Genomic DNA, 26,233 nt, shown 5'->3' on the forward strand with positions numbered 1-26,233 from the left:
GGTAAAGAATAGGGAATAACCATGGGGAATTGGGCCGAATCATTTTTTGAAGGTATAGATACCTTTTTTGCCTGGTTAAGTACCTCGCTAAAACAAACCACGGAGTCGTATTGCGAACTCGAAACCGCGGACAGTCCCACGGTATTGGTTAATCATGACGGGTCGCTGATTTCCTTAATCAAAGTGGAAGGGGTGACAGCGCTTGCAGGTGCCGAAGAATTCGATCAGCTGGTGGAGGGGTTATCGAATGCATTTCAGGGCGCCATGAGCCGTCCTGGCCATGCTTTCCAGGTGTATTTCAGTCATGACAAGCAGAACATCCGCAAAGTCATTGAAGACATTTATGCTCCAGCGGAAGCGACGGCCAAACGGCTGGAGTTAACCCTGGATGATCTATTCACCGAGCGTGTGGATTACCTTTCGCAATATTGTGCGGAAGAGCGGCTTTACTTTGTGTTATTTACACGCCCTTTTAACCTCGCGCAGGATCAATTGAAAACGGCCAATAAAGCCAAACTGAAAATGCTGAGGGACATGAAGGCCCCTTCTTTTAAAAACACCCAGACCATATACGCCGCCATTCCTGAATTAAGGGATACGCATGATGCCTATGTGCGTTCGGTCTTAAACGATCTGGATGCCTTGAATATTTATGCCCGTCTGGTTGAAGTGCATGATGCCGTGCAGGCTATCCGTATGACCGCTGATCCGGACTTTACAGCGGATGACTGGCGGGCTACTTTACCGGGCGATAAGATTCTTCCCCGTGAGATTAATCGCTTTGAAGGCGATGTGTCCGATTTGCTTTGGCCTTCACTGGCTAAACAGGTGATACCCCGCGATGCGGAAAACCTCGATCTGCGCACAGTAAAAGTGGGTACGAAAATCTATTCTTCGGTGTTTATTGATCTTTTTCCCAAAGATGTGCGTCCTTTCCTGACCCTGTTTGCACGGATATTACCGTCGCACATACCCTGGCGTATTTCGTTCCTCGTTGAAAGCGAGGGCTTAAATACTATTAAATTAAAAGGCATGCTGTCAGCCATTCTTTCCTTTACATCAGCACAAAATCGTCTCATCAGCGACTCGGTGAACCTGTTAAAATACCTGCAATTGAATACCGATGACGCCATTGTGCGTTTGCGGGTGGTAGCCACCACCTGGGCGCCGGAGGGCAATATTCCCTTATTACGCCGGCGCAGTTCGGAATTGGTAAAGGCCATACAGGGTTGGGGGTCCACCGATGTCTCGGAAATTTGCGGTGATCCGTTTGCCGGCTTTGTATCCAGCATGTTGGCTGTGACGACACGGAGTGCGGCGGTTCCTTCGGTTGCGCCCTTGTCGGATGTCATTACCATGCTCCCCATCACACGCCCGGCGTCGCCCTGGGAGACTGGTGCATTATTATTCCGCACACCCGACGGTAAGCCCTGGCCGTTTCAACCCGGTTCTACCCAGCAGACAACCTGGATTGATCTGGTGTATGCACGTCCTGGTTCTGGTAAATCGGTGTTATCCAACGCGTTAAACTTAGCCCTTTGCCTGCAGGGAGGCTTAACGCGCCTGCCCCGCATCGCCATCATTGATATCGGGCCGTCAAGCAGCGGGTTAATTTCCCTGCTTAAAGAGGCGTTACCCGCGGCCAAACGTCATCTCGTGGCCTATTACCGTTTGCGCATGACACCGGAATACTCCATTAATCCCTTTGATACTCAATTAGGCTGCCGTTACCCCACCGCGACGGAACGCTCCTTTTTAGTGAACTTCCTCACGTTGCTCACCACGCCGCTCGGGGCGAATAAACCCTATGACGGGATGCCGGATCTGGCCGGTATGGTGGTTGACGAGTTGTATAAAAGCCTGGCTGATGAATTTAACCCCACCCCGTATGCGCCTGGGGTTGAAGAATTTATCGACAGTATTTTAGAGGAAATTGGGTTTGTGAGGGATTCGAAGTCAACCTGGTGGGAAGTCACCGATGCCTTGTATTCCGCCGGGTTTGTCCATGAAGCCATGCTCGCACAACGTTATGCCATGCCGCTGCTGGCGGATGCGGCGTCCATCTGCCGTACACCCTCCATTGAGGACTTGTATGAAAAGGTCGTCGCTCCCACCGGTGAATCCCTTATCAGCGCGTTTTCGCGTATGATCTCCGGTGCGGTACGCGAATACTCCATCTTATCACGGGTCAGCAGTTTCGATATCGGCGATGCCCGCGTTGTGTCTCTTGACCTCGATGAAGTGGCTAAAAGCGGGGGTGATGCAGCCGATCGCCAGACGTCCGTCATGTACATGCTGGCACGCTATGTTCTCGCGCGTCATTACTATTTAACTGAAGAAAGCATGAACAATGTGCCGGATCAGTACCGCGAATACCATAAGACCCGTGTGCTTGAAATCCGTGAAGATCCCAAACGCATTGTGTATGACGAATTCCACCGTACATCCAAGTCCGCTGCCGTGCGCGACCAGGTCATCATTGACATGCGCGAAGGTCGAAAATGGAAGGTACAGATTGCCCTGCTCTCGCAATCCGTGGATGACTTTGATTCGGTGATGATTGAATTCAGTACTGCCATTTACATTATGGATGCCGGTCCCTCCCAGGCCGTGGAAAAAACCACTCAGATTTTCGGCCTGTCAGAGACGGCAAAAACTGCCCTGCGCACCCGCGTCCATGGGCCGCGTCAGGGCGGGGCTACGTTCCTTGTGCAATACGCCACCAAGAACGGGGTAAACATCCAATTGTTGACCCTGACTCTGGGTCCTGTTGAATTGTGGGCCTTCAGTACCACGGCGGAAGATGCCTCAGTACGTAATCAGCTTTACCGTCATTTAGGTCCTGCGGAAGCACGCCGATTGCTGGCTGCTTTGTTCCCTAATGGTTCTGTGGCTAAAATTATCGAGGAGCGACTGGCTGCCATGAAGGCAGAAGTCGGTTTGATCGAGGACGATGCCAAGGATAGTGTCATTGAACAGTTGGTCAGCGATATTCTCAACGCGTACACCAAGGATCCTAACGTGAAAATGCTGCCCAAAAATTAATCATAATTTGGGCAGGGCGATGCAGAAGGGTGGGATTAGAATGGATTTTAGCCAATTACGTTTAGATACGCCCAGAATGAAATTAGTCCCTATCAGCGAAGAGTATGCGAGCGCTGTCTGTGAGCATTTTACCGCTGAGATTACCCGCTACATGTGGCCTTCCGCGCCCAAGACTCGGCAGGAGATTGCGGATCACGTGCAATTAAAGCAACTGGCCATGCACAAAGGCGAGGAAATAGCCTTGATTCTTATCCGTAAAGAGGGCCGGGAGTTCTTAGGCTATGCCAGTCTTCATGAGGTTCAATCCCGCTCACCAGAACTCGGCATCTGGATTAAGAAGAGCGCGCAGGGGCATTATTATGGCTATGAAGCGTTGTCGGCTCTGATAGAGTGGGCGGCGGCTAATCTTCACTATGATTACCTGAAATACCCGGTGGATAAAAGCAATTACCCCAGCCGAAAACTCATTGAAAAGTTGGGGGGTACGCCACAGGATGAGTACGTGAAATGCAGCGAGTCCGGACGTGTTCTGCACGAATTGGAGTACCGAATTTACCGTGCGCCGCTTGAAAGCGGGTTGTAATGCGCTCAATATAAGAAGCCTCTGATGGAGGCTGCACGGCGAGACAGGATAGAGGTTCAGGACGTCTCCAATTGCCTGCCGCGATGTTACGCCGTTTCCACGAAAATCCCACAACGCCATCAGAACCCGTCACTGCTTATCCACGGCATGTTAGGCTATCTCTTCGTTTAAATTAAACCCGGTTAAAATGCCAGGACTAAATGGATTGATCTGATTTTCTGTCTTGAGCTGGTATCGTCCTGAATTGCCGTTGATTTCAAACAGGATCTGCAGGCTCGCGCTGTCATTGCTGTCAACCAGCACATTGACCTTCTGGAGAATTTTAAAGAATGCCCAGGGGCCTTTCTCTTCCAGTTCAAAATGGTTGCCTTCAATGGAGTAAATGGCCAGTTTGGCATCCGATTGAGGCCAACTGAAGAAAGTGTAGGAGTCGCTCGTCTGGCTGTCGGTGAGTTTGGTTTCACCGATGGATAACTGGATATTGGCTACCACGGGATCCAGATTAATTTTTTGCAGGGTGAAATCGATTTTGCTGGTTTTGGCATGCTCAGGGAAAAACATGTTACTGATAACATTGGCCCGTATCAATTCATTAATCAAATCGGTGGAAATCGGCATCACGTACCCGTTTAATTCTTTGGATTCCCATTGGGGCTTGGAGGTATCCAGGAAGGGTTTTAAATAATGATTCACGAAGGAATTCAAGGTACCTTCCGGTGCGAAGAAACGATCAAACTCCATCAGCGACACTTCATTGTCCGGGTTATTGGCATCCAGCGGGTAACGGTTGGCGATGGCTGATTGATAATCCGTAAAAACCAACCGCTGCCATTGGTGATTCAAATAGGTACGGCTTTCAGTAATAAAAATAAACCAGGTGTCATCGGCAATTTGCTTCGCCCAACTGGATACAGGCTCCGGAAGCTGACGGGCGCGATTGTAAAGCGCGCTTAACGGATCGGATAAGGATTCGCCGCTAAAGCGTGAGCGCGTCAGTTCAAAAACGGTGCGTCCCTGATCATTGACCAGCGCCAGCGTGGTAATGAATTTTTCCAGTTCGCTGATGTTTAAACTCAAATCATGCGTGGCGGAATTGCTCATTAAGTTAAGGGAGGTAAACTGGCCTGCCACCTGCTGATTGAAAACAGAAGCGCTTTGATCCGGCGACGGGCTGGTCTGCTCCTGAATCAGTTCAACGAGGCGTTCAATGGCATTGGTTTGCGTCAGCGTCTGAGTCAACAGACGGGCCTGCTGATAGCCTTGGTAATGCTGAGGATGTGTGCGGCGAATGAAGTTCTGCCACCAGGTCGCGTATTCAAAACAATAAGCCTGTTCGAGTTGCGAGGGCAGGTTTTGCAAATCCTGTCGGGCCAGAATCCAATTTTCATTCTGAAGTTGCGCGCTGATGGCTGGCAGTTTCGCCATAACTTCGTTGAAGCCTTTTTTGGTGTAATAAACCGGCAATTCCCTGTTGGTCAGATCAAACCCGGGTATATCGATGATTTTTTTGTCTTTAGGGAAACTGTCCTTCGCCAACGAATAATACAGGTAAGCCGCAGGCAGGGCGTTGAGGTAATTTCGTACATCACTGACCAGTTGACGATTAATGGCGATGGGCTGCAGCGGCTGCTTCAATGCTTTTTTAAGAAGCAGAAGCTCTTTGTCATTCATTGGCGCGGCATGATTTGCTTCATGATTGGTTCTGAACCACTCTATCACGGCGGTTTCCGAAAAATGCTCCGGCTCAGCCAGCATCAGGTAAATTTTTAAAGCCTGATAGCGCGCCAATTGGCTTTGTGACGGGTTGGCAATGATTGCTTCCAGATCGGCTATCATGTCCGGTAAGAAATTGTGGTGCAGTCTGTTCTTTGCATTGGAATGCAGTTGGCTTTTAAGTTGCTCAATGATGGTGAGGGACAACAGATTAACCGGAATGGAGTCTATTTTATTTTCCGCCTGCGACAGATGATACAGTGCCGATGTTTTGCCATTGGGCTGTCCGATCAGCGTTTCATAGGCTAATAATTCCTTACTGGCTTCATCAAGCAGTCTGGATGTCGTCCAATGTTGATAAGAGACGCCGCAGAGGGACAGGCCGACAACCCCTGCCGCAATGCCTGCAATCAGTTTATGCCTGCCGCTCATACCAGGCACATGGCTTTTTGTGTGTTCCTGCAGGGCTTTGATGGCTCCCTCGATAAAATAGGGTCGGTAGTTGCTGGACTGTTGAAATCGGTCCTGCACGGTTAACGCATATTCATGCTGAATTTTACGGTTCAAGCGATCAATGGTTAAACCGCCCTGTTGCGCACTGGTAAAATACAGTGCCTGCAGACGGAAGAGCTGATGGTTCAATTGTTGAATCAAGGCCTGCACAGGCACCCGCAGGCAGGCTAACTGCAAGGGAAATTCCCGGATTAATGTCCGTTTGGCGCTGGAACGTGCAGGGTGCAGTTTATTGATAATTTGCTGGCCCAGGACTTCGATCATCTGGTCAAACTGGGACTGATACCTTTCTATGAATTTGTTGCGGGTCCCCGTGTTTTCCAATGAAAATCCCAGGGGCTTGGCGAGTTCGCTGGGGTGCTCAGACTGGAAAAATTCACAAAAACCGGCCAGCGTATCCAACTGGGTGAACAGAAGGGCCATGTCCGTGCAATACCCCAGGGCGCTGCCAAAACGTTCAAGTAATTGCATGTGTGATTTGCAATGTTCAACGAGTTGCGCCGGTTCAACCAGCAATAATTCGCTGCTGTTGATGCACAGGATGAGGCCATTGATTTTGACATTGCTGTGGCAGCGGTTCAATTGCTTAAGCGTATTGGTTAACAAGCTTTCACTGCTGTGAAGCCAGGTTTCGCCCAACTCCAGAATAACCCCCTGATTATTGTAAAACAGGTTGGCTCCCTGCTCGTTCTCGATGGGGCAATGGATAAAATTGGCCTGCTTTAAAAGCGCCGTTTTACCCTGGCCGGTTTTACCAATCAATAACAGAAAAGACAAGGGGGTTTGTTGGGGTTTTAACTGCACGAAAATTCGTTTTAATGCTTCGCAAAGCAGGTGGAGCGATTTATCCATTAGTCATCCAGTTTGGCTATGAGATGATGTCCTGTCTGGACAGTTTTGGCTTTATTTTCCAGCAAGATGTAACTCACGAGGTAACCGGCAATAAGCAATCCCAATGAGAGAAAACAGACCGTCAGCAGCGGTTTACGGCTCGTGGGGCTAAAATCGGCTTTTTTCTGTTCTTTAAACAGATGATGCGATTGATTGACCCGGTGCTGTTGAATTAATTGATAAAGTTCTTCGATTAGGTTATCAAGCACACTGCGTCCATTGGCCTGCCCATGCTGTATGCCTTCAAAGCCGGCAATCAGGCAGTAATAGGCCAACTCAATTAAGTCGAGGTATTGGTTGGGCCGTTCCTTGATGAAATGGACAATATCAAAAAACCGTTGTTCAGGACCGGTGCCATCCTGAGATGCAGGGGTGAATGCCGCAAAGATGGCGGGTTCTTTATGCAGGCGCAGGTAGCTCTTTCCCAGCAATTCATCAATGGTGGCACAGAGTAAGTAACGGGCTATGGCTATGAATTCATCACTGTAGGATTTGCCAAGCACGCGGCTATGAAATGCCAGTAATTCGTGTTCAATATTGCCGCGAATGGTTTGTACCGGCGGCAAAGACGGGCTGACCCCCAATCGTTCCAGCAGTGATAAAACAGGTCCTGCTGCGGCAACGAGCGGATTGGTTGTAAAAGGAGCAACAAATAATTTGGAGCGAAAATAGCCTTGAGGCATTTGCTGAGTGCCCGGTAATGACAGTTGACTCACAAGAGAGGCCGAATAATGCTCGGCTGCCATGGCTTCACTCCCAATTAATTGTGCAGTTGTCCTCTGGGGAGGCTGATTGTTATTCTTGTTTGGCCAGTTACACCAACACAATCCTAAGGATAATACGTTATCTCCAATGCCTTGTCGATATGGGAAAGCGGACAATGATGAAAGACAGGAGAGTCTTATTCGACGGCTTCAAATGCATCAGAAAAATAGCGATTAACCCATGCCTCACCGAGGTGGTCGTAACAGTCGGTGAGGAAATTCGCCAGTTCGTCCGGCGTCAATTGATGTTCTTCGCCTGGAGGTTCGACCTCATGATGAAAATAGGCTTTAAAGAACGTCTGACAGAAATCCATGTAGTCGCGGGTATGGAGAATAAAGGTATGCCACATGGCATCCAGAGGAAGCAGCGGACCAAAAAAATAGGTGGGCTGCTTCGTTTTTTGCCGGTAAGCGTTTAACCATAGCCAGGCCAGTAAATCGCTAAAAAGCTGTTGGCTGGCTTTAAGATCAAACTCGGGATGGTTGTGCGCGAAATGGCGTACCACGGTTGCATTTTGATAATGCAAAACAACCTGCAGTGTCGGAACTTCCATCAGCGACAACAGGTTCCCTGCCAGTTTTTATTGGTAATGAAGCGCACGATGCGGCAGATTTTTTCTTGTTTACTCATGAGGTCCTCTTATTTTTATTATTTGCACAGACAGTCATTTAAGCATCCAATTGATCAGTAATCAACCCACAAGGACGCGGCATTCAATAGATATTATCTATTAATGTTATAGAAATATTCAATTTTACTTATTATTCCTGCCCGACTAAATTTACAGTGAAACCGATGAATTGAGGAGAATAAAATGATCACAGTAGGTAATCCATTTCCAACGTTTGAGTTAAAGGCAACCGTAGGGAACGATGTTCATGATGCGTTTACCGTCATCAGCAATAACACCTACAAAGAAAAATGGCTGGTGGTTTTTTTCTGGCCTAAAGATTTTACCTTTGTATGCCCGACTGAAATTGCTGAATTTGGCAAGCTGGCCGGTGAATTTGCCGATCGGGATGCGCAAATTTTAGGCGGAAGTACGGACAGCGAATTCGTGCATCTGGCCTGGCGCAACAACCATGCGGATTTAAAAAATCTGCCATTTCCCATGCTCGCTGACATTAAACGGGAACTGACTCAGGCTTTAGGCATCCTGGATGAGCAGGAAGGGGTGGCGCAACGGGCCACGTTCATCGTTGATCCGCAAGGCATTACCCGTTTTGTCATGGTCACCGATTTGAATGTAGGCCGTAATCCACAGGAAGTGCTTCGGGTACTGGATGCCCTGCAAACGGATGAATTGTGCCCTTGCAATTGGAAAAAAGGGGAAGAAACCATCCATGTTTAATGCGCCGAAGCCCATCAATAACGGAGAGAACCATGTTGCAATCCATTAAAGATCTGTTGCCGGAATTTGCCAAAGATGCCCGCGTCAATGTGGGCAAGGTCCTTGACCTTGAGCAGACAGACGGTTTAAGTCAAGAACAAATCCTCGGCTCAGCGCTGGCAGTCGCTTATCATCTCGGCAATCAGCCGCTGGTGGCTGGCATTAAAGCCTTGCAGGGTGATTTTACCATCGAAGAAGCGGCAAAAAATGCCGCGAGCATCATGGCGATGAACAACCTTTATTATCGTTTTGTTCATTTAAGCGAATTACCGGAACTGGGGAAAATCCCTGCGGGGCTTCGCATGCAGGGCATGATGAATCCCGGAACGGATAAAGTGACATTTGAGGTATTGAGTCTCGCTGTGTCGGTATTGAATGGTTGCGGTGCCTGCATCAGTGCCCATAGCCGGCAATTGCTGGAACATGGCTTAACGCCTGCAGCCATCGCGCGCGTGGGGCGAATCAGTGCCGTGATTCATGCCGTGCACATCAGCAGCCAATTATAAACAAGCAACGCGCTTTGGCGCGTTGCCATCCCATTATCGCCAGCCAAATCCCGCTTTAAGCCGGCCCAAGCAATATTTCGCCTGTTCAAGATCGTTGTCCTGCAACGCCATCTCCAGATCGTCAATGGCAAAACGCACAGCCTGGATGTTGACGCGGACCATGCCGCGAAGAAGAAAACCAATGCAGGCAAAGACCAGCATGCTGAGGTAGGGGTGGGTGCAGACAAAATGCGGCAAGGCAGTCATGAGTGTTCCTTCAGTGGCGATTCTCATTTCATCATAGGGGCAAATGCGGCCTGACGCCAGGTGACCTCAGCGAGTCAAACCACGGCTTGTTAAAAAGCCATGGATTGACTGGGCGAGCCTGTTTGACTGGCTTCTGCCTCGTTGACAATCCAATCCAGGGTTTTGGGGTGGGTACTGGATTCAGCCGCCTGCATCTCATTGTCATTGAAAAGGTCGGATGCCGCTGCATTTCCAGAGCCGCTTCTGAGAACAGTTAACGCCGGATCAATCAATGGCGGCGGTGGATAGGCATTGACCAGGTAGTCGGTTTCCTCAGAAGACTGATTGACCATTGAAGTTTTAAAACGGCGATTAAAATAATCCGAATGACCATGGTAGTAATCGACGTACTGGAAATCACGGGCCTGGTTTAATTTTTTTCGTAATGTCGCCACCCGGTCATCCACGGGTTTTATCCCAGGCAGGAAACTGAAAAAATTTTGCAGACGAATGCGCCAGGAACCCGGCAATTGCTGATGGAGATCACGGTAAAGGGATTTGGTCATGGTTATGTACATCTAAAAAGCACTTGGTCAATAATACCATAATAAGTGCATCATGTACTATATTTATCCAAAAACGGTCCTGTCCCTTGAGACGCAGCGCCGGGCTTTCACGCTTATATCTCTGCCCGGCTGATGACTGATGGTACGATCCTGGCGTGTTCCTTGTAATCGTGAACATCATTGCCGTCTTCTCTAAGGCCGCATCCGGTGGTATTCATGCTTCTGGTTTTGTCACGTGCATCAGCAAAGGCATCCTGAACCAGCCGCGCGGTCACGCTTTCGCCGGAGGTCTTGTGCCAGGCGTCAACGCTTTTGGGATCGACAAACGAGCCGACATTTCTTTCCGCATCCTGGGCATAACGACGTAACACGTCAATGTTGCCGACGCGATACGCTTCAATGGCCTGGCTTAAGATGAGAATTTTATAATCCCGCTTGGCGTCCTGATGGTACAGTCGCATCTTCGATTGACGCTGCATTTTGATTTCCGCGAGATGCATTTCCATGCGCCCTAAAATGCCAGTGTCCGGGGTGAATTTTTTTAAGGCTTTGCTGTCGGAAAACTCTTTTTTCTCAGCCAGGTGGTCTTCTTTCGCAAGCTTGCCCATCACTTCAAGCGGTTTTCCCTGTCGAAGCAATCCTTCTTTGGGTAGAAACGTCATGCTGCTTGATGGCAGGCAATCATTGGCCCTGACCCAGCAGCCTAGATCGGAGGATAATTTTCGTTGTGCATTTTCGCGGGCAACCTGTGCCATGCTGTAATCTTCTGCTGTTCGACACCCGTGTATAAAATCAGTTCCCCAAAAGACGCGGACATTGTCATGGCTTTTGACAAATTCACGGGCTAAATGAATGGGATTATCGGGCGTGGTGGCAGCATCCGCTCTGTCGTATTGTCGTGCGTGGGCAAAAAAAGCATCGGTCTTTCCGTCTTTGTCCTGGCCGATAATAGCCAGCCCCATGCACCCGATAAGGCTTTCCGTCCACACCATCTCAACCGGGTTGTGTTCGATGTCTTTCAAAACGATGCCGGGTCCGGGACCGGGTTCACTGCCATTTAAGCCGATGGTACCGGGTACGGCAGTCTCAAACCATTCGTCCTTGCCCGTATGGTCAGAGTCGCCGAAACTGATGTCTTCACCCCAATGACTTCCGCATTGAGCCAGTTGTAAGCGGCGATCGGTACTCCCTGATTCTGTGCTTATCATGCACGTGCCTCCCTGTTGTCATTATTTGCAAGTATAGATCATGGTGATTAACATGGGTCTGGCAAAAAAAAGTCATCCGGATTAAAATTTGCCCTTTTCAACGCATGAGGGAGAATCCTAATGAGAAAAAATGCCGTACTGTTTGTCCTTTTGGCCATGACCGTTTTCGCACAGTCGGCAGGGGCTGCGGCGCTTGAAGACCGGTACGCCCATGATCAGCAACTGGTTCTTGATGAGGTGAATAAATACCGGCAGTCGAAAGGGTTAAAGCCGCTGGTGATGAATAAATTCATGTCGCATGAGGCGGCTATCCACAGTCAGGACATGGCCTCTAAACGCATGGCGTTTGGCCACATCGATTTCAACAAACGCATTAAGCGCATTTATGACAACATTCAGCTGTGCCGTGCCGGTTCGGAAAACGTTGCGTATTTTAAAGTGGGCCCCCGAGAAGTGGTTCGCCGCTGGCTGACCAGTCCCGGCCATCGCCGTAACATTGAAGGCAATTTCAATATGACGGGTGTGGGTATTGCGCATGATAAACGCGGGTACATTTATTACACGCAGATTTTTGTCCGCACCGACAACCCAGCGTATACCCAAATCGCCAAAAAGTAACACGCAGCGGGCCGATGCTGAACAAGCCATCGGCCCGTGGTTTAATTAAGGGTACCGCAGGCGATGCGGGCGCCGCCGCCGCCCAAGGGTGGGTTATCGCTGTAATTGTCGCCTCCGGCATGAATCATCACCGCCAGACCGTTCAAATCACTGGTTTTTAATCGTGGAGCCAGCAGCGGGGTATTGGCTTGCCCCTCGCTGTTGACGGCTAATACGGGTAAATCGCCTAAATGCCCATTCCCATAAGGGCCGGCATGCGTGTTGGTCTTGGCTGGATCATAGTGTCCCCCGGCTTTCATGCCCTTGTCGCCGCAATCCGCCTGTTGATGCAGGTGAAATCCATGCAGTTGCCCTGCAGGAAGCGCCTGGAGCGCTGGTTTAATCAGTAAACCGTATTGGCTGTCTTCAAAAACAACCTGACCTATTTTTTCGCCGGTTTCCGTGGCGTACAAATCACTGGTTAATGTTGCGGCATGCGCGGAAGAGAAAAGAAAGAGGCCGGCAGCAAGCAATGAATTGGTTTTCATGATTTTCCTTAGACTCTGGACAGTTGATAAGTCTAGCATTTTCTGTCAAGGCGAGGCTAGTCGTCTTTATTAAAGGACATCATGCCGATGAAACCGCCCAAAGCGACTAAGCTGAAGGCAATGAGCAACTCACGGGTGGGCGTTGCCATCCCGAGGAGGATTAAAACCAGCATGGAGAGTACGGGATTACCATAAGACAGCAGGCTTAACAGTTTAACATCGCCTTTTTTTATGCCGAAATCCCAGAAAAAATAAGCCAGACCCTGAGTGGTCAGCCCCATCAACAGCAGAACGGCCCATTCCCTGCCATGGGGGAGGATGGTGGTTTCGTAAGTCATGTGAAGCGCACCGGACGATACCGCGGCCAATCCACAACAAAGACCAATCATGTCCACGGGCGCCTCATGGAAGAAGCGGGTTGTCACGCTGTAAAGCGCCCAGACCAGCGCACCCGTAAATGCCAGAATATAGCCTTGCAGGTATTGACGATCAAACCCTGTTTCTCCCTGACATAAAAGAATGTAGACACCGGCAAAACCAAAGCAGGCGGCAAGAAGGTGCTTGATGCTGCGTTGTTCGTTGGGTAAAAAGCCGGTCAGGAGCAGAATGAGAATCGGCCAGAGGTAATTAATCAGATCCGCATGGGAAGCCGGGGCGTATTTGAAGGACGCCACGTACAGGATTTGATTGCCGTAAATACCGATAAAGCCAAGCAGGTACAACGGCCAGGGTTGTTTGAGCGCCGCCCATTGCCCGCGCAGGGTGAGCTGCATGGCTGACAACAGGAAGCTCACCAGAAAAGTCAGGCTTAAGGTTTCAAACAGGGGCAGGGATTTCACTGTGGCTGTGAATGGCGCGGCCAATACCCAGAAAATCAAGGCGCAATAGCCAATGCAGGTCGGGTATTTTTTAATGCTCATTGTGTCCCGGGCAGGTGGATTAAAAGAATGGTAGCAACTTAAGCTAAAAAGGCAACTGGAATTATCAGGGACTTCCAAAGTAATACTGTCGTTATGCTTTTGAAAACCTTATAATCTTTTTTTTAAGTTGCCGCGATGGATTACCGTTCATGGAATTGAGAATTGACAATACCCCGTTTAAAGCCATCTTTCAGCCCCTGGATTTAGGATTTACCCACCTTAAAAACCGCATTCTGATGGGCTCCATGCACACAGGACTTGAAGAAGACAAGGAGGGACTTGACCGTCTCGCTGCCTTTTATCGTGAACGGGCTTTAGGCGGGGCAGGGTTAATTGTAACCGGCGGATTTGCCCCCAACCGTTCCGGCCGTTTAGCGCCGTTTGCCGCCAAACTCACCAACAGCAAAGAACAGCAGCGCCATGAAGTCATTACTCATGCCGTGCACGATGCGGGCGGAAAAATTGCCCTGCAGATTCTCCATGCCGGGCGTTACGGTTATCACCCGTTCATTGTGGCGCCAAGCGGCATTAAATCGCCAATCAGCCCCTTCAAACCCTGGGTCATGACCAAACGCCGGATTGCCAAAACCATCCAGCACTTTGCTCGCTGCGCAAAGCTTGCTCAGGGCGCTGGTTATGACGGGGTTGAAATCATGGGCAGCGAAGGCTATCTCATCAACCAGTTCATTGTCACCCACACCAACCACCGTCTCGATGACTGGGGCGGCAGTTACGCCAATCGCATTCGTTTCCCGGTCGAGATTGTGCGTGAAGTGCGGCAGGCTGTCGGTGAGAAATTCATTATTATTTACCGTTTATCCATGCTGGATTTGATAAGCCAGGGCAGCAGCTGGGAAGAAATTGTTCTTTTGGCCAAAGCGATTGAAGACGCAGGGGCGACGTTAATCAATACCGGTATTGGCTGGCATGAAGCCCGTATTCCTACCATTGCAACCATGGTGCCTCCCGCGGCTTTCACGGCAGTGACTAAACAACTGAAACCGGAATTACGCATCCCTGTAATTACCTCCAATCGCATCAACACGCCGGAATTAGCCAACCAGGTATTGGCGGAAGGCTATGCGGACATGGTGTCCATGGCCAGGCCTTTTTTAGCGGATGCGCATTTCGTCGAAAAAGCCAAACGCGGTGAAAGCGCTGCGATCAACGTCTGCATTGCCTGCAATCAGGCATGCCTCGACCGGGTGTTTGTCAATAAAACGGCATCCTGTCTGGTGAATCCCAGGGCCTGTAATGAAACCGAACTTGTGTATCAGACAGTCCATCACCCCAAACGCATCGCGGTGGTTGGCGGCGGGCCCGCCGGCCTGGCTTTTTCGGCGGTAGCCGCTGAGCGTGGACATGACGTCACCCTGTTTGAAAAAAGCGATGTACTGGGCGGTCAGTTTAACCTTGCCAGGCGTATCCCCGGTAAGGAGGACTTTCAGCACACCATTAATTATTTTGCCCACCAATTGCCCAAACTCGGGGTGGATATCCGCTTCAATACAGCGGCCACGCCGGCTTTGCTGCAGGGGTTTGACGAAGTGGTGCTGGCCACGGGTATTACCCCAAGGATTCCGCAAATTGACGGCATTCATCATGAAAAAGTCATGACTTACATTGATGTGATCATGGAGCGGCGGGTGCCCGGCCAACGGGTTGCCATTATCGGTGCCGGCGGCATTGGTTTTGATGTGGCGGAATGGCTGACGCACGAGCACCATGGCCATGAAGCGAAGCATTTTTACAAAGAGTGGGGCATTGATTTGACTGTCAGCCATCGCGGCGGACTTGAAGACGCTTTGGTGAGTCCAAGTCCGCGCGAGGTGTATTTACTGCAGCGCAAAAAAGAAAAGCACGGCAAAAACCTGGGTAAAACCACAGGCTGGATCCATCGTTTAAGCCTTAAACACAAGGAGGTCAAGATGCTGGCGGGAGTGACTTACGAGCGCATTGACGATGAAGGCCTGCATATCCTTGTTGGTGAGGAAAAAACAGTCTTGCCGGTTGACTCCGTGGTCATTTGTGCCGGACAGAATGAACTGCGGGATTTATATGAACCTTTACGCGAAAGCGGTCAATCCGTGCATTTAATCGGAGGAGCCTTCAAGGCACTGGAACTGGATGCGCGCCATGCCATTGATCAGGCCTGTCGTCTGGCGGCCCTGCTATGAAGCACATCGCGGTCATTATTAACCCGATTGCCGGCAATGGGGCTGGAAAGAAAATCTGGCAGGCTCTGGAGCCTGGGCTCAAAGCGCTTTTTGAAAAAATCACTCACCGCATGTCCAACTTAAGCGATGACATCAGCGGGTTAACCCGCGATCTGTTAAGCGAGCGTCCTGATTACCTCGTTATCATTGGCGGCGATGGCACCTTAAGCCAGGCCATCAACGGCATTATCGCTGAGGATCAATTGCTTTATCCTGAGCTTAAGACGGCTTACTTCAATTGCGGTTGCGGCGGTGATTTTGGCAGGCAGTTTCCTCCCCAGCACATTACAGAATTTCTGGAGCATCTCGTCCATAATCAAGCCATTAACACCAATGTGGGCAAAATCACGTTCAATGATAAAATCCGTTATTTCATCAACATCGCCAGTTGCGGGGTATCGGCCGAAGTGGTTGTCAGTGCATCGAAAACCCCCTGGCTGAAACGGGTCGGGGGCGGAATTTATTATTTTATCCATGGGTTTAAAACGTTATTGTCCTTAAAACCGGTGGATGTGCGGATTGAATACGATGATCATCCTGCCGAAGAAGCCAGGATGTCCATGATTGCCCTCTGCAATGGCCAGTTTTTTGGGGGCCGGATGCACGTCGCGCCCATGGCCAGACTGGATGATGACTTGCTGGATGTGGTCATGTTCCTAGATGCCACGCCTTTACGCGCGTTGTTAAAATTTCGAAAAATTTATTCCGGCAGTCATCTGCGGGAGCCCAAAGTTCATTATCGGCAGGCGAAAACCGTGTTGATTGAGACGCTGGGAAAACCGGTGCCGGTGGAGGCGGATGGGGAGGTGCTGGGTTATCTGCCCGCCCGCTTTGAATTAATTCCCATGCAATTGCAGTTGATTATTTAAAAAGTTGTATCATAATTAAGAGGGTCAATTTAGATTAAAAAACTGTCAGTTAGATCAAATTTTAAATTTTTTGTAAATGTATCTTCCTGTTTTTTTAGTAATATTCCATGCCAAGAATTGCACACACTAACAAAATTAGTGCATCGCTGTGCTGATTTTGCTATTATAGTGAGCAATTTTTACATTAGTTAACCCCTTTTTTCAGTTACGATTTATATTTTGGAACCATTTATGACACAAGAATTAGCAAGCTTCGCTGCCCTCGACCTATCGGATGTTTTACTGAAAGCCCTAGAGGACATGAAGTTTCAAGCGCCATCTCCTGTTCAAGCACAGACGATTCCGTATTTGCTTGAAGGCAGGGATGTGATTGCGCAGGCACAGACGGGTACGGGGAAGACGGCAGCATTTGCTTTGCCTATTCTTAAGCGGTTATCGTTAAAATCCAGGGCAACCCAGGCGCTTATCCTGGCGCCAACACGCGAACTGGCCATTCAGGTGGCTGAGCAGTTTGAAGCGTTAAGCGTTCATCAGAAAGGCACGACCGTGTCTGTTCTTTGCGGCGGGCAGGAGTACAGCCGTCAGCTGAAGCAATTGCGTGACGGTGCACACATTGTGGTCGGAACGCCGGGACGAATCCTTGATCACATCGATCGCGGGACCCTGCAGCTTCATCAACTGAAGACCTTTGTGCTTGATGAAGCCGACGAGATGTTGCGTATGGGTTTTATTGAAGACGTGGAAACCATCCTTGCCAAGCTGCCTGACGAGAAACAGATTGCGCTGTTTTCAGCGACGATGCCGTATCGAATTCGCCAGATTGCCAACAGCTACCTCAATGATCCGGTTTCCGTGGAAATTAAAGCGGCTACTGCCACGGTCAAAGCCATTGAACAACGTTTCCTTTTTGCCTCCCCGGTCCAAAAACCGGATGCCTTGCTTCGGGTTTTAGCGGTTGAAGATTATCAGGGTGTTATTGTGTTTGTTCGCACCAAGAGCAGCACCGAAGAAGTGGCCGCTTCGCTGCAGCAGCAGGGGTACCGTGCCATGGCGATTCACGGCGATATAACCCAGGCTTTGCGTGAGCGCATCATTGCCCAGTTCCGTCAGGGCGCTATCGACATTCTGGTGGCGACGGATGTGGCGGCACGCGGTCTGGACGTTGACAGGGTAACGCATGTCATCAATTATGATGTTCCTCATGACTGCGAAACCTACGTGCACCGCATCGGCCGTACCGGACGTGCCGGTCGAAGCGGCGTGACGGTGTTATTCATTACGCCGAGGGAATCGCGCATCCTCAATACCATTGAGCGTCATACGCGTCAGCGCATTGAGAAAGTCGTGGTGCCCAATGACTACATGATTCAACAGGCCAGGCAGGAACGGTTTATGGCCAATATCAAATCGCGTTTTGGACATGAACACGCTCCGGGTTATTACCGCATCATCGAAGAGTTTCTCAAAGCCAATCCTGAAGCTTCCGCGATGGATGTTGCGGCGTCCCTGGCCTTGATGCTTAATCAGGATAAAGCCTGGCAACAGGAGTTGCCGAAACCGTCTCGACCGGCCAAAGAAACCCGGCAGCGGGATGGCGAGTTTAAAAGCGAGTTTAAATCCGCCCGTCCTTACGAACAGCGCCAGGGTTCAGAGCGTAAAGGCTTTGGCAAGAAAAACATCCGCGACGATTACCCGCAGGAACTGTTCCGCATCGATGTGGGCCGTATCCACGGTGTAAAACCCGGTAATATTGTCGGTGCGATTGCCAATGAAGCCGGCTTGCAAAGCAAGTTCATTTCCGGTTTGAAAATCCATGATGATCATTCCACCGTGCGTTTACCCCAGAACATGCCCAAAGAAGTCTTCCAGGACTTGAATAAGGCCTGGGTCTGCGGCCGTCAACTGAAGTTAACGTCCCTGGGCACGGTGTGATTTAAAGCCGATTAGGGCGCTTTTAACGGACCTAATCGGCTTTTACCCTTTACTGTCTGGGGCCGTTGGAGGGCAATAAGGCCACGACTGCCACTGCCGCCAGAGCCGTTGCGGCAAGACTGCCGTAGAATACGTAAGGGTTATTGGCCAGCGATGGCTCTTTCATTGATTCGATTCGCTGCGTAATCACGTCCCTGACCTTATCCAGCGGCTGGCTGCAATCAATGCCCTTGGTTAAACTGGGCACCAGTTCCTTCAGGATGTGTTCATTCAGCCTCTGCACCCACTCAACCATCTGGGCATGATTCACAAAGTGTTCGGAAGCACGCGCCAGGGCTTCAAACACCGCGGCGGAAAAATCAACCGCTGCTTCCTTATCCCAGTTTTTCAGGCCAAAGCTGGCTTGACAATTGTAGCGGCGCTCATCCTTTTCCTGTTGCGTATAACCTGCGCGCGCTTTTTTCATGTCCTGTTCATCGCTGAGAATCGCAAGCAGGGTCATAAGAAACTGATGCGTAAATTTTTTTTTAAAATCCATAAAATACACCCTTAAAATGAAGGAAGCCTATTTTAAACAGGGATTGGTCGAGGGAGCCAGCAATAACACACCGAAACTCATTTCAGGAGTTTTTTATTGCAGGAAAATCCAATATCATCCGATTGAGCAACAATACCCCTTGTGGCCTACACATTAAGGAAGACGATGATTGTAATCTTTGTCCATGGCTGGAGTGTGACCCATACCAATACGTATGGCGAACTGCCTCAATGGCTTGAGAGTCAGTGCCGAGAGGGCGCGTTGGCTATTCAGGTAGGAAATATCTATCTTGGTCGCTACATCAGTTTTAACGACACGGTGACGCTTGATGACATAGCCCGCGCTTTTGAGCATGCCGTGCGTGAGGAAATGGGGGACAAACTGCGCCAGGGGGAGCGTTTTGCCTGCATCACTCATTCCACCGGCGGGCCGGTGGTGCGTCAATGGATGGATTTGTATTATAAAAACACTCTTTCACAATGCCCGCTGAGTCATCTGATTATGCTTGCTCCGGCTAACCACGGTTCGGCGTTGGCGCAATTGGGTAAATCCCGGCTGGCTCGAATCAAGTGTTTTTTTGAAGGCATTGAACCCGGACAACCTGTGCTTGACTGGCTTGAACTTGGAAGCGAGAAGAGTTGGAAGCTCAATGAAAGCTGGCTTCATTATGATTGCACGGCACATGGCATTTATTGCTTTGTTCTTACCGGTCAGAGCATTGATCGCCAATTGTATGACGCGCTGAACTCCTACACGGGTGAAGCCGGATCGGATGGTGTTGTCCGTGTCGCCGCGGCCAACATGAATTACAGCCTGCTGCAGTTGCATCAGGAAGGGGATAACGGCGAAAACCTCGTTGTTACCCAATTGACACGAACAAAGCCCATGGCCATGGGCATTCTCCCGGGGTGTGCCCATTCTGGAAAAAAGAGGGGTATCATCCGCAGCGTGACGATGGCCAATGCAGCTAATCACCCGACGGCGGTCTGGGTTTTGCGATGCCTTAAGGTCAAAAACCGTGACGGTTATACTGCCCTGGCGAATGCGCTTGGCAGGCTGACGGAAGAAACCCAGAGAAACGAACACATCGAACAGGTCAGGACGCTTATCCATAAGCGGGAATACGTCACCAACCGCTACTCAATGATTCTGTTTAAACTGATTGATGACCGGGGTAATCCGCTTGATGATTATGATCTTTACCTGACAGCCGGACCGCAATACAGCGAAGGGGCGCTTCCCAAAGGGTTCTTTGTTGATCGCCAGCGAAACCTGCGCAACCCGGGAAAACTCACTTATTTTCTCGACTACGATATCATGGAAACCGGTATCAATACGCCCAAAATGCAGGGTAATTTGGGATTTCGGATAAGAGCCTACCCTGAGGCCAGTGATCGGGCTCTGGCTTATTACCGCTTGCTTGATTTTCATTCGTCGCTCGCGGACATTAACAAAATCCTTCATCCCAATGAAACCGTCATGGTTGAAATCAAGCTTCAGCGGCGGGTTGACAGCAGTGTCTCCCGTATCACCAACAACCTGATTCCGGCTAAAATCAGTACGAAGCCGACAGGCCGCCACGTCAAGTAACGAGGTGCATCAATCCGGCTTTAAGGCACTTGGTGGCGTGTCCTGCTGCGTCGCCAAAACCGTTTGTGGAAAGGGACTGAAACAGGTCGCAAAAAAACCGATCATTTTTCCAGGCAGTGAATCCTGAGCGGTCAGACGTTTGAGGGTGGTGGCGGGCTGATTGGTGCCGGTTAAAATCAGATTGACATAACTCAGGCAGTCCGTTTCACCGGGTTTCATGCGGGTGGCGATAAAGCGTTTGGTGCAGGCGTGAGTCGCCTGCAGGTGCTCATGCAATGCCATCATGTGCAACAATTGCCTTCCGTCTACCTGGCGATTTTCGCGTTGCACAGCGGGTTGTTTAAGATCCGAACCGCCGAGTGAAAATTCAAGGGCTAAGTGTTTATCGCCAATGGTCAACTTAATTAAGGCATGATGACCGACATAACCCTTTAAGGCATCGCTGATGAACCGGGCCTCGAAGGTCACGATTTCATAAACCTGCGGGCTTTCCAGAAACGTGTCCAATTCATCCTGATTATTGTTAAAATATTCTTGAAGCAAGCGGTTTTTAATCTTGTCCAGGTAATGGTGAAACGGCTGGTATTGACTGCTGGCTAAATGGTCCAGTGAACGCCCAAGGCCATCGAGTGTGTATTTAATCTGCCTGAACATTTCTTCTTTAAGCAGCTTTTTAGGGGCACGGAAGCCTATCATTGCACCGACAAAAAAACCGGTAATAAAACCGATAAGGACATGTTTGAATGGGTTTTCAAGCCGGACTCCGGCACGCAGAAAGCCTGAAAACCCGCCTATCAAGCCGCCTAATATCCCAAGCATCAAAGCGGCCAGGGCGCCGCCCACATTCAAAATACCCTGAATGAGTTGCGTCTGGGCACTGTTTGTGCCGGCAATGTGAACCAGGGCCTGGTAACGTTGCTGTAGTGTCTTTAAAGACGCGTCCACCCGGGCGGGATCCTTCAGGCTCAAGAATGCATGGCATTGATCCGTCAGTTCAATGGCGGCTCGAAGCACGTCGCTGACATAAGGCGTTGGTTTTTGCTTAAGCGCTGCCGCTAAAAGCAGAAGAAAATATTTGATTTCATGACTGGGTAGAGAGTCAATTTTATTTTTGAAAAGCCGGAGCTGGGTTTGATAAGCCTCGTTGTGCATGGCGTTCAACGTGATGATCAAAATCATTATAATGTGGATAGAGGGATTAAATTGCAAGTGATTGTTGACAGACGATGTGATTCGCCGCGTCAGTGTCAATTATTGGAGCTGAATGTAAATTAAATTGATCATTTTGACGCCCCTATACTATAATCCTCGAGTTTTTTTTAAAAAATAAGGCTTTAAATGAATGTGTTAATCCTGTTGTTTACCCTGCTTTTTTCCGGGTTTGTGTCCGCCGCACCGTTAAAAAATATTGTTGTGTTTGGCGACAGCTTATCGGATAACGGCAATCTTTATGAGTACATGGAGCGTAAACTGCCGGAATCGCCGCCTTATTATGAGGGCCGTTTTACCAATGGACCGGTATGGGTAGAAAAACTGGCTGCGCTTTCTTTTCCCAAAGAAGGCCAAGGCCGTTTACTCGATTATGCCTTTGGCGGTGCCGGGGTTTCCAATGACAGCGAAGACGATGGCATTTTGTTTACCCTGAAACGGGAAATTGACAGCTACCTGCTCGCGCACCAGGATAAAGCGGATGAGAACAGCCTGTTCATCGTCTGGATAGGGGCGAATAATTACCTGGGTATTCCTGATGATGCCGACAAGACGGTGACAGAAGTCAATACAGGCATCAAGCGCGGTCTTGAGCGTCTGGCTCAAGCAGGGGCCAAACATGTTCTCGTGCTGAATCTGCCTGATCTGGGTAAAATCCCTGTGGCCCGTTTGTTTGATGCCACCGAGGTGTTGTCTGCCATTTCCATGGATCACAACAACCGCCTGATGCAAACCGTGGAAGCGCTTAAAAAAGAGTACAAAGACGTCCAGTGGCTGCAATACGATGTGTATCAGATGATGGGTGAGGTACTGGCTGATCCAGGCCAATACGGTTTCAATAATACGATTGAAACCTGTTATGACGTGATCGTGGACAAGCCGTCTCAGCAATCCATGCTAAAAATTGCGCAACGCCTGACGTTTCAGGGCCAGGTGGATTGTTCAAGCTACCTGTTTTTTGATCCCGTACATCCTTCCGCCCCGGCGCATGACATGATGGCTTTGCGAGTCCATGACCTGCTGAATGCTGCTGGTATTCAATTTGCTGATTAATCCTTCCCTGCCGCGGCCGTCAGACTGCCGCGGCATTTTTTCATCCTCCTCCTTTTCAAGAGTTGAATCTGCCTAAAATTCCGGCAGGAATTTTGCATTAATCCCTTACAACTCCCGTTATGCACCGACTATGCGTGTCCTTTTGGGATGTCTCTTATTGGGCTTTTTATTGATTGCCAGGGCAGAAGTATCGACTTTGGAAATCAATGTCAACCAGAAAAAGGTGGCTTTACCGTATTGGGCTCCTGACATGAAATCCAAAGGCGGGGTAGTGATTCTCTTTGGCGATCCGCCCGTGTACGGTATTCAGTTTGGTAAATCCTTAGCCGAACAGTTGGCCAAACGGGGCTGGTCGGCGGTGGTGGTTACGGCCGATTCGGGAACAGGTAAAGACAGCTGGATTGATCAAGTGCCGGAAGCCCTGGCCGCTTTGCGTCAGAAAAACAATAACCGCATGATGGTGGTGCATTACGGCAACAAACTGCGTGTGACCCTGGACTATTTTTCCAAACCGCAGTCAAAAAAAGTGAATGGTTTAATTCTCATCTCAGCTTACGATAAGCCGGAACAAAAGGACATTCTCGACCTGCTTGAGAAAGTGAATTTCCCTACGATGGATATCGTCGGGCAATTTGATTATGGCTTTGTCCTTAAGCAGGCAAAAGAACGGCGCAATCAGGTGGGCGGGGCAGAAAAAAACTATCAGAACTTAACCATGCCAGGGGCGCGCCACCAATACTGGTATGCCATACCCATGTTGGTAGCCTACCTCAATGGCTGGATGTTGAAACAGGACGCGGAAGAGCCGGTGAAGCCGCCAATCAATCTGCGTTAACCTACCACCCTTTGCTTTCGCAGATTAATTCATAGGCCTTGGTGATTTTTTGCGTTTTGTCATTGGCCATTTTAATCATTTCTTCCGGCAATCCTTTGGCCATCAGTTTATCCGGGTGATTGCGGCTGATTAGGCGGCGATAGGCCCGTTTAACATCCTGTTTGCTTGCCTGCGGCGATACCTCAAGCAGGGCATAGGCTAAGGTCAGGTTATTCTGTGATGAATAACTGCTCTGTTGCCGGCCAGAATGGTGGCGATTGTAGGATTGACGGTTTTGCGACGAATAACCGTTTGAGCCGCTGGCGCCTGATTGAGAGGAACCGGCATTGGCACCTGAATAAGAGTAGGAGCGCGTGGCCTGAGGGCCAAAATCCTCATAAAAGCGGTATTGCTTGTGCAGGGGGGCGAAGCCAAGACGGCTGAAGACCATATCCAGTGCTTTGATTTTGGGGGGTGACAGGCCATCGGTCATGGCCGCCCGGTACTGGATGTCCATGAATAGTTTAAGCAGTTCCGGATTATCCCGGCAAGTCAACTGCAGCCTGTTCAGGGTACGGCCCAAATCAAAAGAAGGTTGTTTTCCTTCACGGAAAAAGCGCTTGGCCAGGGCCTTTTGTTCGTAACTTAAACGCATTTCATCCATCAATGTGCGGGCCATGGCGATTTCACGCTCGGAAACCCGGCCGTCTGACTTGGCGATGTGTCCCATCACAAGAAAGGTGGTTTCAAAAAAAATCTTTTGCACGGCCTGACGCTTTTCTTCGTGGTATCGCCAGTGAGGACGGGAAAAATGCTCGACTAAGCCGCGATCGAACACGTTGCCAATTAAAATACCTAAAAAGGCACCTACGGGCCCTGCAATCTGGTAGCCAAAGAAGGCTCCGAGGATTTTCCCCCACCAGGTGTGGGTGGTAAAAAATTGGCGAAAATTCATTAAATCAGCGTTCCGTTATCTCGTTAAATCAGGTTGAGAGGCCGGCGAGATGAGTTGGCCCCAAGGTTGCCATTCCCAACCAATATTACTATTTTAGCGTTTTTTAGCGGGGGAGGGAATTTTTTGGACATTTCCAATGCTGTCTTTTTACTTCAGGCAGTATCCTTACACCGGTAAGAATTATATACTTGCTCTTTTTAAGGTTAGTGTATGCGGGTTATTTATTCAACAATCTGGTATCTATTAGTTCCATTCCTGCTGCTGCGGTATTGGTGGAAAGGCAGAACCTTACCTGCTTATCGTCAGCGTCTGGCCGAACGATTCTGCTTAGACAGAATGCCGTCGCTACCCGTGGACATCTGGTTGCATACCGTGTCATTGGGTGAGGTGATTGCTGCGACGCCTCTGGTGGACGAATTACTGCGATTACAAAAGCGGATTCTAATCACTACCATGACGCCCACGGGTGCCGAGCGGGTCGCTCGTCAGTTTGGTGATCAGGTCACGCATCGCTATGTCCCTCATGAGCTCCCATGGACCCTGCGTCGTTTTTTTAAAGCCTTCAAACCGCGCATGGGTATTATTTTTGAGACAGAAATCTGGCCCAATATGATCCATTATGCCACAGAGGCTGGTGTCCCGCTGGTTCTGTTCAATGCCCGTTTATCGGAACGATCCATGCGCTCCTATAAAAAGGCAGCGTCTTTTTTCAAGCCCTATTTAAACCAGTTTCACGGTATTTATGCCCAGGGACAGGAGGATGCCCAACGTTTTATTGAGTTAGGCGCTGAACCTGGACGCGTGAAGGTATTGGGCAACATTAAATTTGATTTGGAAACCAAACATGTCAATGCGGATATCTTCTGGCAATTGAAAACCCGTTGGGGCAGCGAACGAACGGCGGTGGTTATTGCCAGTACACACGAAAACGAAGAAGAACTGATCCTGTCTCACTTGAGACAATTGCAGCAGGCCATTCCTCAGGTCGTGCTAGTTCTTGTGCCGCGACATCCTGAGCGTTTTCCAAAAGTCATTCAGTTAGCCCGACAAATGGGTTTTCATACCGGCCAACGCAGTGAGTTGGATAGTATCCAGCCTGACAACGAGGTGGTGGTGATTGATTCCACCGGCGAATTGTTAGCCTGCTATCAGATTGCCGATTATGCGTTTGTCGGCGGAAGCTTCGTGCCGGTTGGCGGCCATAATGTGCTTGAACCCATCGCCATGAACGTACCCGTATTCAGCGGCCCCCATACGCATAATTTTAAAATGATCATGGCAGCGCTTGTCGCCGCAAACGCCGTGAAAATCATTGATAACGCAAACGATTTGATGGAAGGTCTGGCCAGACTTCATGCGAATCCCGGTGAAAGAGCCCAATTAATCAAAAATGCCAGCGACGTGCTGAATGCCAACCGCGGCGCTGTGGCGCGTTACGTTGCTGTCGTGCAGGAAGTCCTGGATGAGTAATTGACTCGTCGGATAATCCTTTCTGTGTGCCAGTGCACCCAGAAAGGTTACTTCTTTCGTTGATTCTTAATTGATTCATTAAGGGATTAATTCCTGAGACAGGAATTAATCTTAAAG

Annotated in this window: 23 protein-coding genes; 12 read left to right on the forward strand and 11 right to left on the reverse strand. The window is 49.6% G+C overall.

Going from position 1 to position 26,233, the window contains the following annotated elements:
• Window positions 1-21: 21 nt before the first annotated feature.
• Window positions 22-3,045, forward strand: a complete 3,024-nt coding sequence (locus Lrub_RS10215; RefSeq protein WP_058532003.1) for a type IV secretion protein IcmB — start codon at window positions 22-24, stop codon at window positions 3,043-3,045.
• Between the two features lie 40 nt (window positions 3,046-3,085).
• Window positions 3,086-3,628: a GNAT family N-acetyltransferase gene (locus tag Lrub_RS10220; RefSeq protein WP_058532004.1), complete on the forward strand. Its 543-nt coding sequence runs from the start codon at window positions 3,086-3,088 to the stop codon at window positions 3,626-3,628.
• A gap of 150 nt (window positions 3,629-3,778) precedes the next feature.
• Here the strand turns inward: Lrub_RS10220 and icmF are convergent, their stop codons facing one another.
• The 3 genes from icmF to Lrub_RS10235 all read right to left on the reverse strand — a co-directional run bounded on the left by icmF (window position 3,779) and on the right by Lrub_RS10235 (window position 8,063).
• Window positions 3,779-6,706 (reverse strand): type IVB secretion system protein IcmF, encoded by a 2,928-nt coding sequence (gene icmF, locus Lrub_RS10225; RefSeq protein WP_058532005.1) that lies wholly within the window; start codon window positions 6,704-6,706, stop codon window positions 3,779-3,781.
• On the reverse strand, window positions 6,706-7,491 hold the full coding sequence (gene icmH / locus Lrub_RS10230; RefSeq protein WP_058532006.1) for a type IVB secretion system protein IcmH/DotU: 786 nt from the start codon (window positions 7,489-7,491) through the stop codon (window positions 6,706-6,708). Before icmH ends, icmF begins: the two co-directional genes overlap by 1 nt.
• Before the next feature lie 155 nt (window positions 7,492-7,646).
• The gene (locus Lrub_RS10235) at window positions 7,647-8,063 is read right to left on the reverse strand and encodes a glycine-rich domain-containing protein (RefSeq protein ID WP_058532007.1); all 417 of its coding nucleotides are present in this window, start codon (window positions 8,061-8,063) and stop codon (window positions 7,647-7,649) included.
• Window positions 8,064-8,324: 261 nt separating this feature from the next.
• Here Lrub_RS10235 and Lrub_RS10240 point away from each other — a divergent pair, with 261 nt between their 5' ends.
• Both Lrub_RS10240 and Lrub_RS10245 read left to right on the forward strand, forming a co-directional pair.
• A complete protein-coding gene (locus tag Lrub_RS10240) occupies window positions 8,325-8,861 on the forward strand; it encodes a peroxiredoxin (protein ID WP_058532008.1) in 537 nt (178 codons plus the stop codon).
• A 32-nt stretch (window positions 8,862-8,893) separates the two neighbouring features.
• Window positions 8,894-9,406 carry a carboxymuconolactone decarboxylase family protein gene (locus Lrub_RS10245; RefSeq protein WP_058532009.1) on the forward strand — a complete coding sequence of 171 codons (513 nt, stop codon included), beginning with the start codon at window positions 8,894-8,896 and terminating at the stop codon, window positions 9,404-9,406.
• A 33-nt stretch (window positions 9,407-9,439) separates the two neighbouring features.
• On the opposite strand, the gene Lrub_RS10250 is transcribed toward Lrub_RS10245, so the two are convergent.
• From Lrub_RS10250 to Lrub_RS10260, 3 genes are all read right to left on the reverse strand, one after another.
• A complete protein-coding gene (locus Lrub_RS10250; RefSeq protein ID WP_058532010.1) occupies window positions 9,440-9,652 on the reverse strand; it encodes a hypothetical protein in 213 nt (70 codons plus the stop codon).
• A gap of 89 nt (window positions 9,653-9,741) precedes the next feature.
• Window positions 9,742-10,197: a hypothetical protein gene (locus Lrub_RS10255; RefSeq protein ID WP_133134040.1), complete on the reverse strand. Its 456-nt coding sequence runs from the start codon at window positions 10,195-10,197 to the stop codon at window positions 9,742-9,744.
• A gap of 113 nt (window positions 10,198-10,310) precedes the next feature.
• Window positions 10,311-11,405, reverse strand: a complete 1,095-nt coding sequence (locus Lrub_RS10260) for a hypothetical protein (RefSeq protein WP_058532012.1) — start codon at window positions 11,403-11,405, stop codon at window positions 10,311-10,313.
• Between the two features lie 120 nt (window positions 11,406-11,525).
• Here Lrub_RS10260 and Lrub_RS10265 point away from each other — a divergent pair, with 120 nt between their 5' ends.
• Complete coding sequence (locus tag Lrub_RS10265; RefSeq protein ID WP_237760796.1) at window positions 11,526-12,023, forward strand: CAP domain-containing protein; 498 nt, start codon at window positions 11,526-11,528, stop codon at window positions 12,021-12,023.
• A 41-nt stretch (window positions 12,024-12,064) separates the two neighbouring features.
• On the opposite strand, the gene Lrub_RS10270 is transcribed toward Lrub_RS10265, so the two are convergent.
• Entirely contained in the window at window positions 12,065-12,550 is a 486-nt protein-coding gene (locus Lrub_RS10270; protein ID WP_058532013.1) for a superoxide dismutase family protein, read from the reverse strand.
• Between the two features lie 56 nt (window positions 12,551-12,606).
• Window positions 12,607-13,470 (reverse strand): DMT family transporter, encoded by an 864-nt coding sequence (locus Lrub_RS10275; RefSeq protein WP_058532014.1) that lies wholly within the window; start codon window positions 13,468-13,470, stop codon window positions 12,607-12,609.
• 149 nt (window positions 13,471-13,619) lie between these two features.
• On the opposite strand from Lrub_RS10275, the gene Lrub_RS10280 reads away from it, so the two are divergent.
• From Lrub_RS10280 to Lrub_RS10290, 3 genes are all read left to right on the forward strand, one after another.
• Window positions 13,620-15,647 (forward strand): NADPH-dependent 2,4-dienoyl-CoA reductase, encoded by a 2,028-nt coding sequence (locus Lrub_RS10280; RefSeq protein ID WP_058532015.1) that lies wholly within the window; start codon window positions 13,620-13,622, stop codon window positions 15,645-15,647.
• Complete coding sequence (locus Lrub_RS10285) at window positions 15,644-16,555, forward strand: diacylglycerol/lipid kinase family protein (protein ID WP_058532016.1); 912 nt, start codon at window positions 15,644-15,646, stop codon at window positions 16,553-16,555. Before Lrub_RS10280 ends, Lrub_RS10285 begins: the two co-directional genes overlap by 4 nt.
• A 231-nt stretch (window positions 16,556-16,786) precedes the next feature.
• Complete coding sequence (locus Lrub_RS10290) at window positions 16,787-18,487, forward strand: DEAD/DEAH box helicase (protein WP_058532017.1); 1,701 nt, start codon at window positions 16,787-16,789, stop codon at window positions 18,485-18,487.
• Between the two features lie 49 nt (window positions 18,488-18,536).
• On the opposite strand, the gene Lrub_RS10295 is transcribed toward Lrub_RS10290, so the two are convergent.
• On the reverse strand, window positions 18,537-19,025 hold the full coding sequence (locus tag Lrub_RS10295; RefSeq protein WP_058532018.1) for a hypothetical protein: 489 nt from the start codon (window positions 19,023-19,025) through the stop codon (window positions 18,537-18,539).
• Between the two features lie 165 nt (window positions 19,026-19,190).
• Between Lrub_RS10295 and plaB the strand changes: the two genes are divergently transcribed.
• Window positions 19,191-20,615 carry a phospholipase PlaB gene (gene plaB / locus Lrub_RS10300; protein WP_058532019.1) on the forward strand — a complete coding sequence of 475 codons (1,425 nt, stop codon included), beginning with the start codon at window positions 19,191-19,193 and terminating at the stop codon, window positions 20,613-20,615.
• Window positions 20,616-20,624: 9 nt separating this feature from the next.
• Here the strand turns inward: plaB and Lrub_RS10305 are convergent, their stop codons facing one another.
• Entirely contained in the window at window positions 20,625-21,788 is a 1,164-nt protein-coding gene (locus Lrub_RS10305) for a hypothetical protein (RefSeq protein WP_237760797.1), read from the reverse strand.
• Window positions 21,789-21,953: 165 nt separating this feature from the next.
• Between Lrub_RS10305 and plaA the strand changes: the two genes are divergently transcribed.
• Together plaA and Lrub_RS10315 are read left to right on the forward strand one after the other, a co-directional pair.
• Window positions 21,954-22,877: a GDSL family lysophospholipase PlaA gene (plaA, locus tag Lrub_RS10310; protein ID WP_058532021.1), complete on the forward strand. Its 924-nt coding sequence runs from the start codon at window positions 21,954-21,956 to the stop codon at window positions 22,875-22,877.
• 130 nt (window positions 22,878-23,007) lie between these two features.
• Window positions 23,008-23,712 (forward strand): DUF3530 family protein, encoded by a 705-nt coding sequence (locus Lrub_RS10315; protein WP_058532022.1) that lies wholly within the window; start codon window positions 23,008-23,010, stop codon window positions 23,710-23,712.
• 1 nt (window position 23,713) lies between these two features.
• Here Lrub_RS10315 and djlA read toward each other — a convergent pair whose 3' ends face one another.
• On the reverse strand, window positions 23,714-24,646 hold the full coding sequence (gene djlA / locus Lrub_RS10320) for a co-chaperone DjlA (protein ID WP_058532023.1): 933 nt from the start codon (window positions 24,644-24,646) through the stop codon (window positions 23,714-23,716).
• Window positions 24,647-24,856: 210 nt separating this feature from the next.
• Between djlA and waaA the strand changes: the two genes are divergently transcribed.
• On the forward strand, window positions 24,857-26,116 hold the full coding sequence (waaA, locus tag Lrub_RS10325; RefSeq protein ID WP_058532024.1) for a lipid IV(A) 3-deoxy-D-manno-octulosonic acid transferase: 1,260 nt from the start codon (window positions 24,857-24,859) through the stop codon (window positions 26,114-26,116).
• Window positions 26,117-26,233 lie beyond the last annotated feature (117 nt).

It is taken from the genome of Legionella rubrilucens (genome assembly GCF_001468125.1).
GTDB classification, from domain to species: domain Bacteria; phylum Pseudomonadota; class Gammaproteobacteria; order Legionellales; family Legionellaceae; genus Legionella_C; species Legionella_C rubrilucens.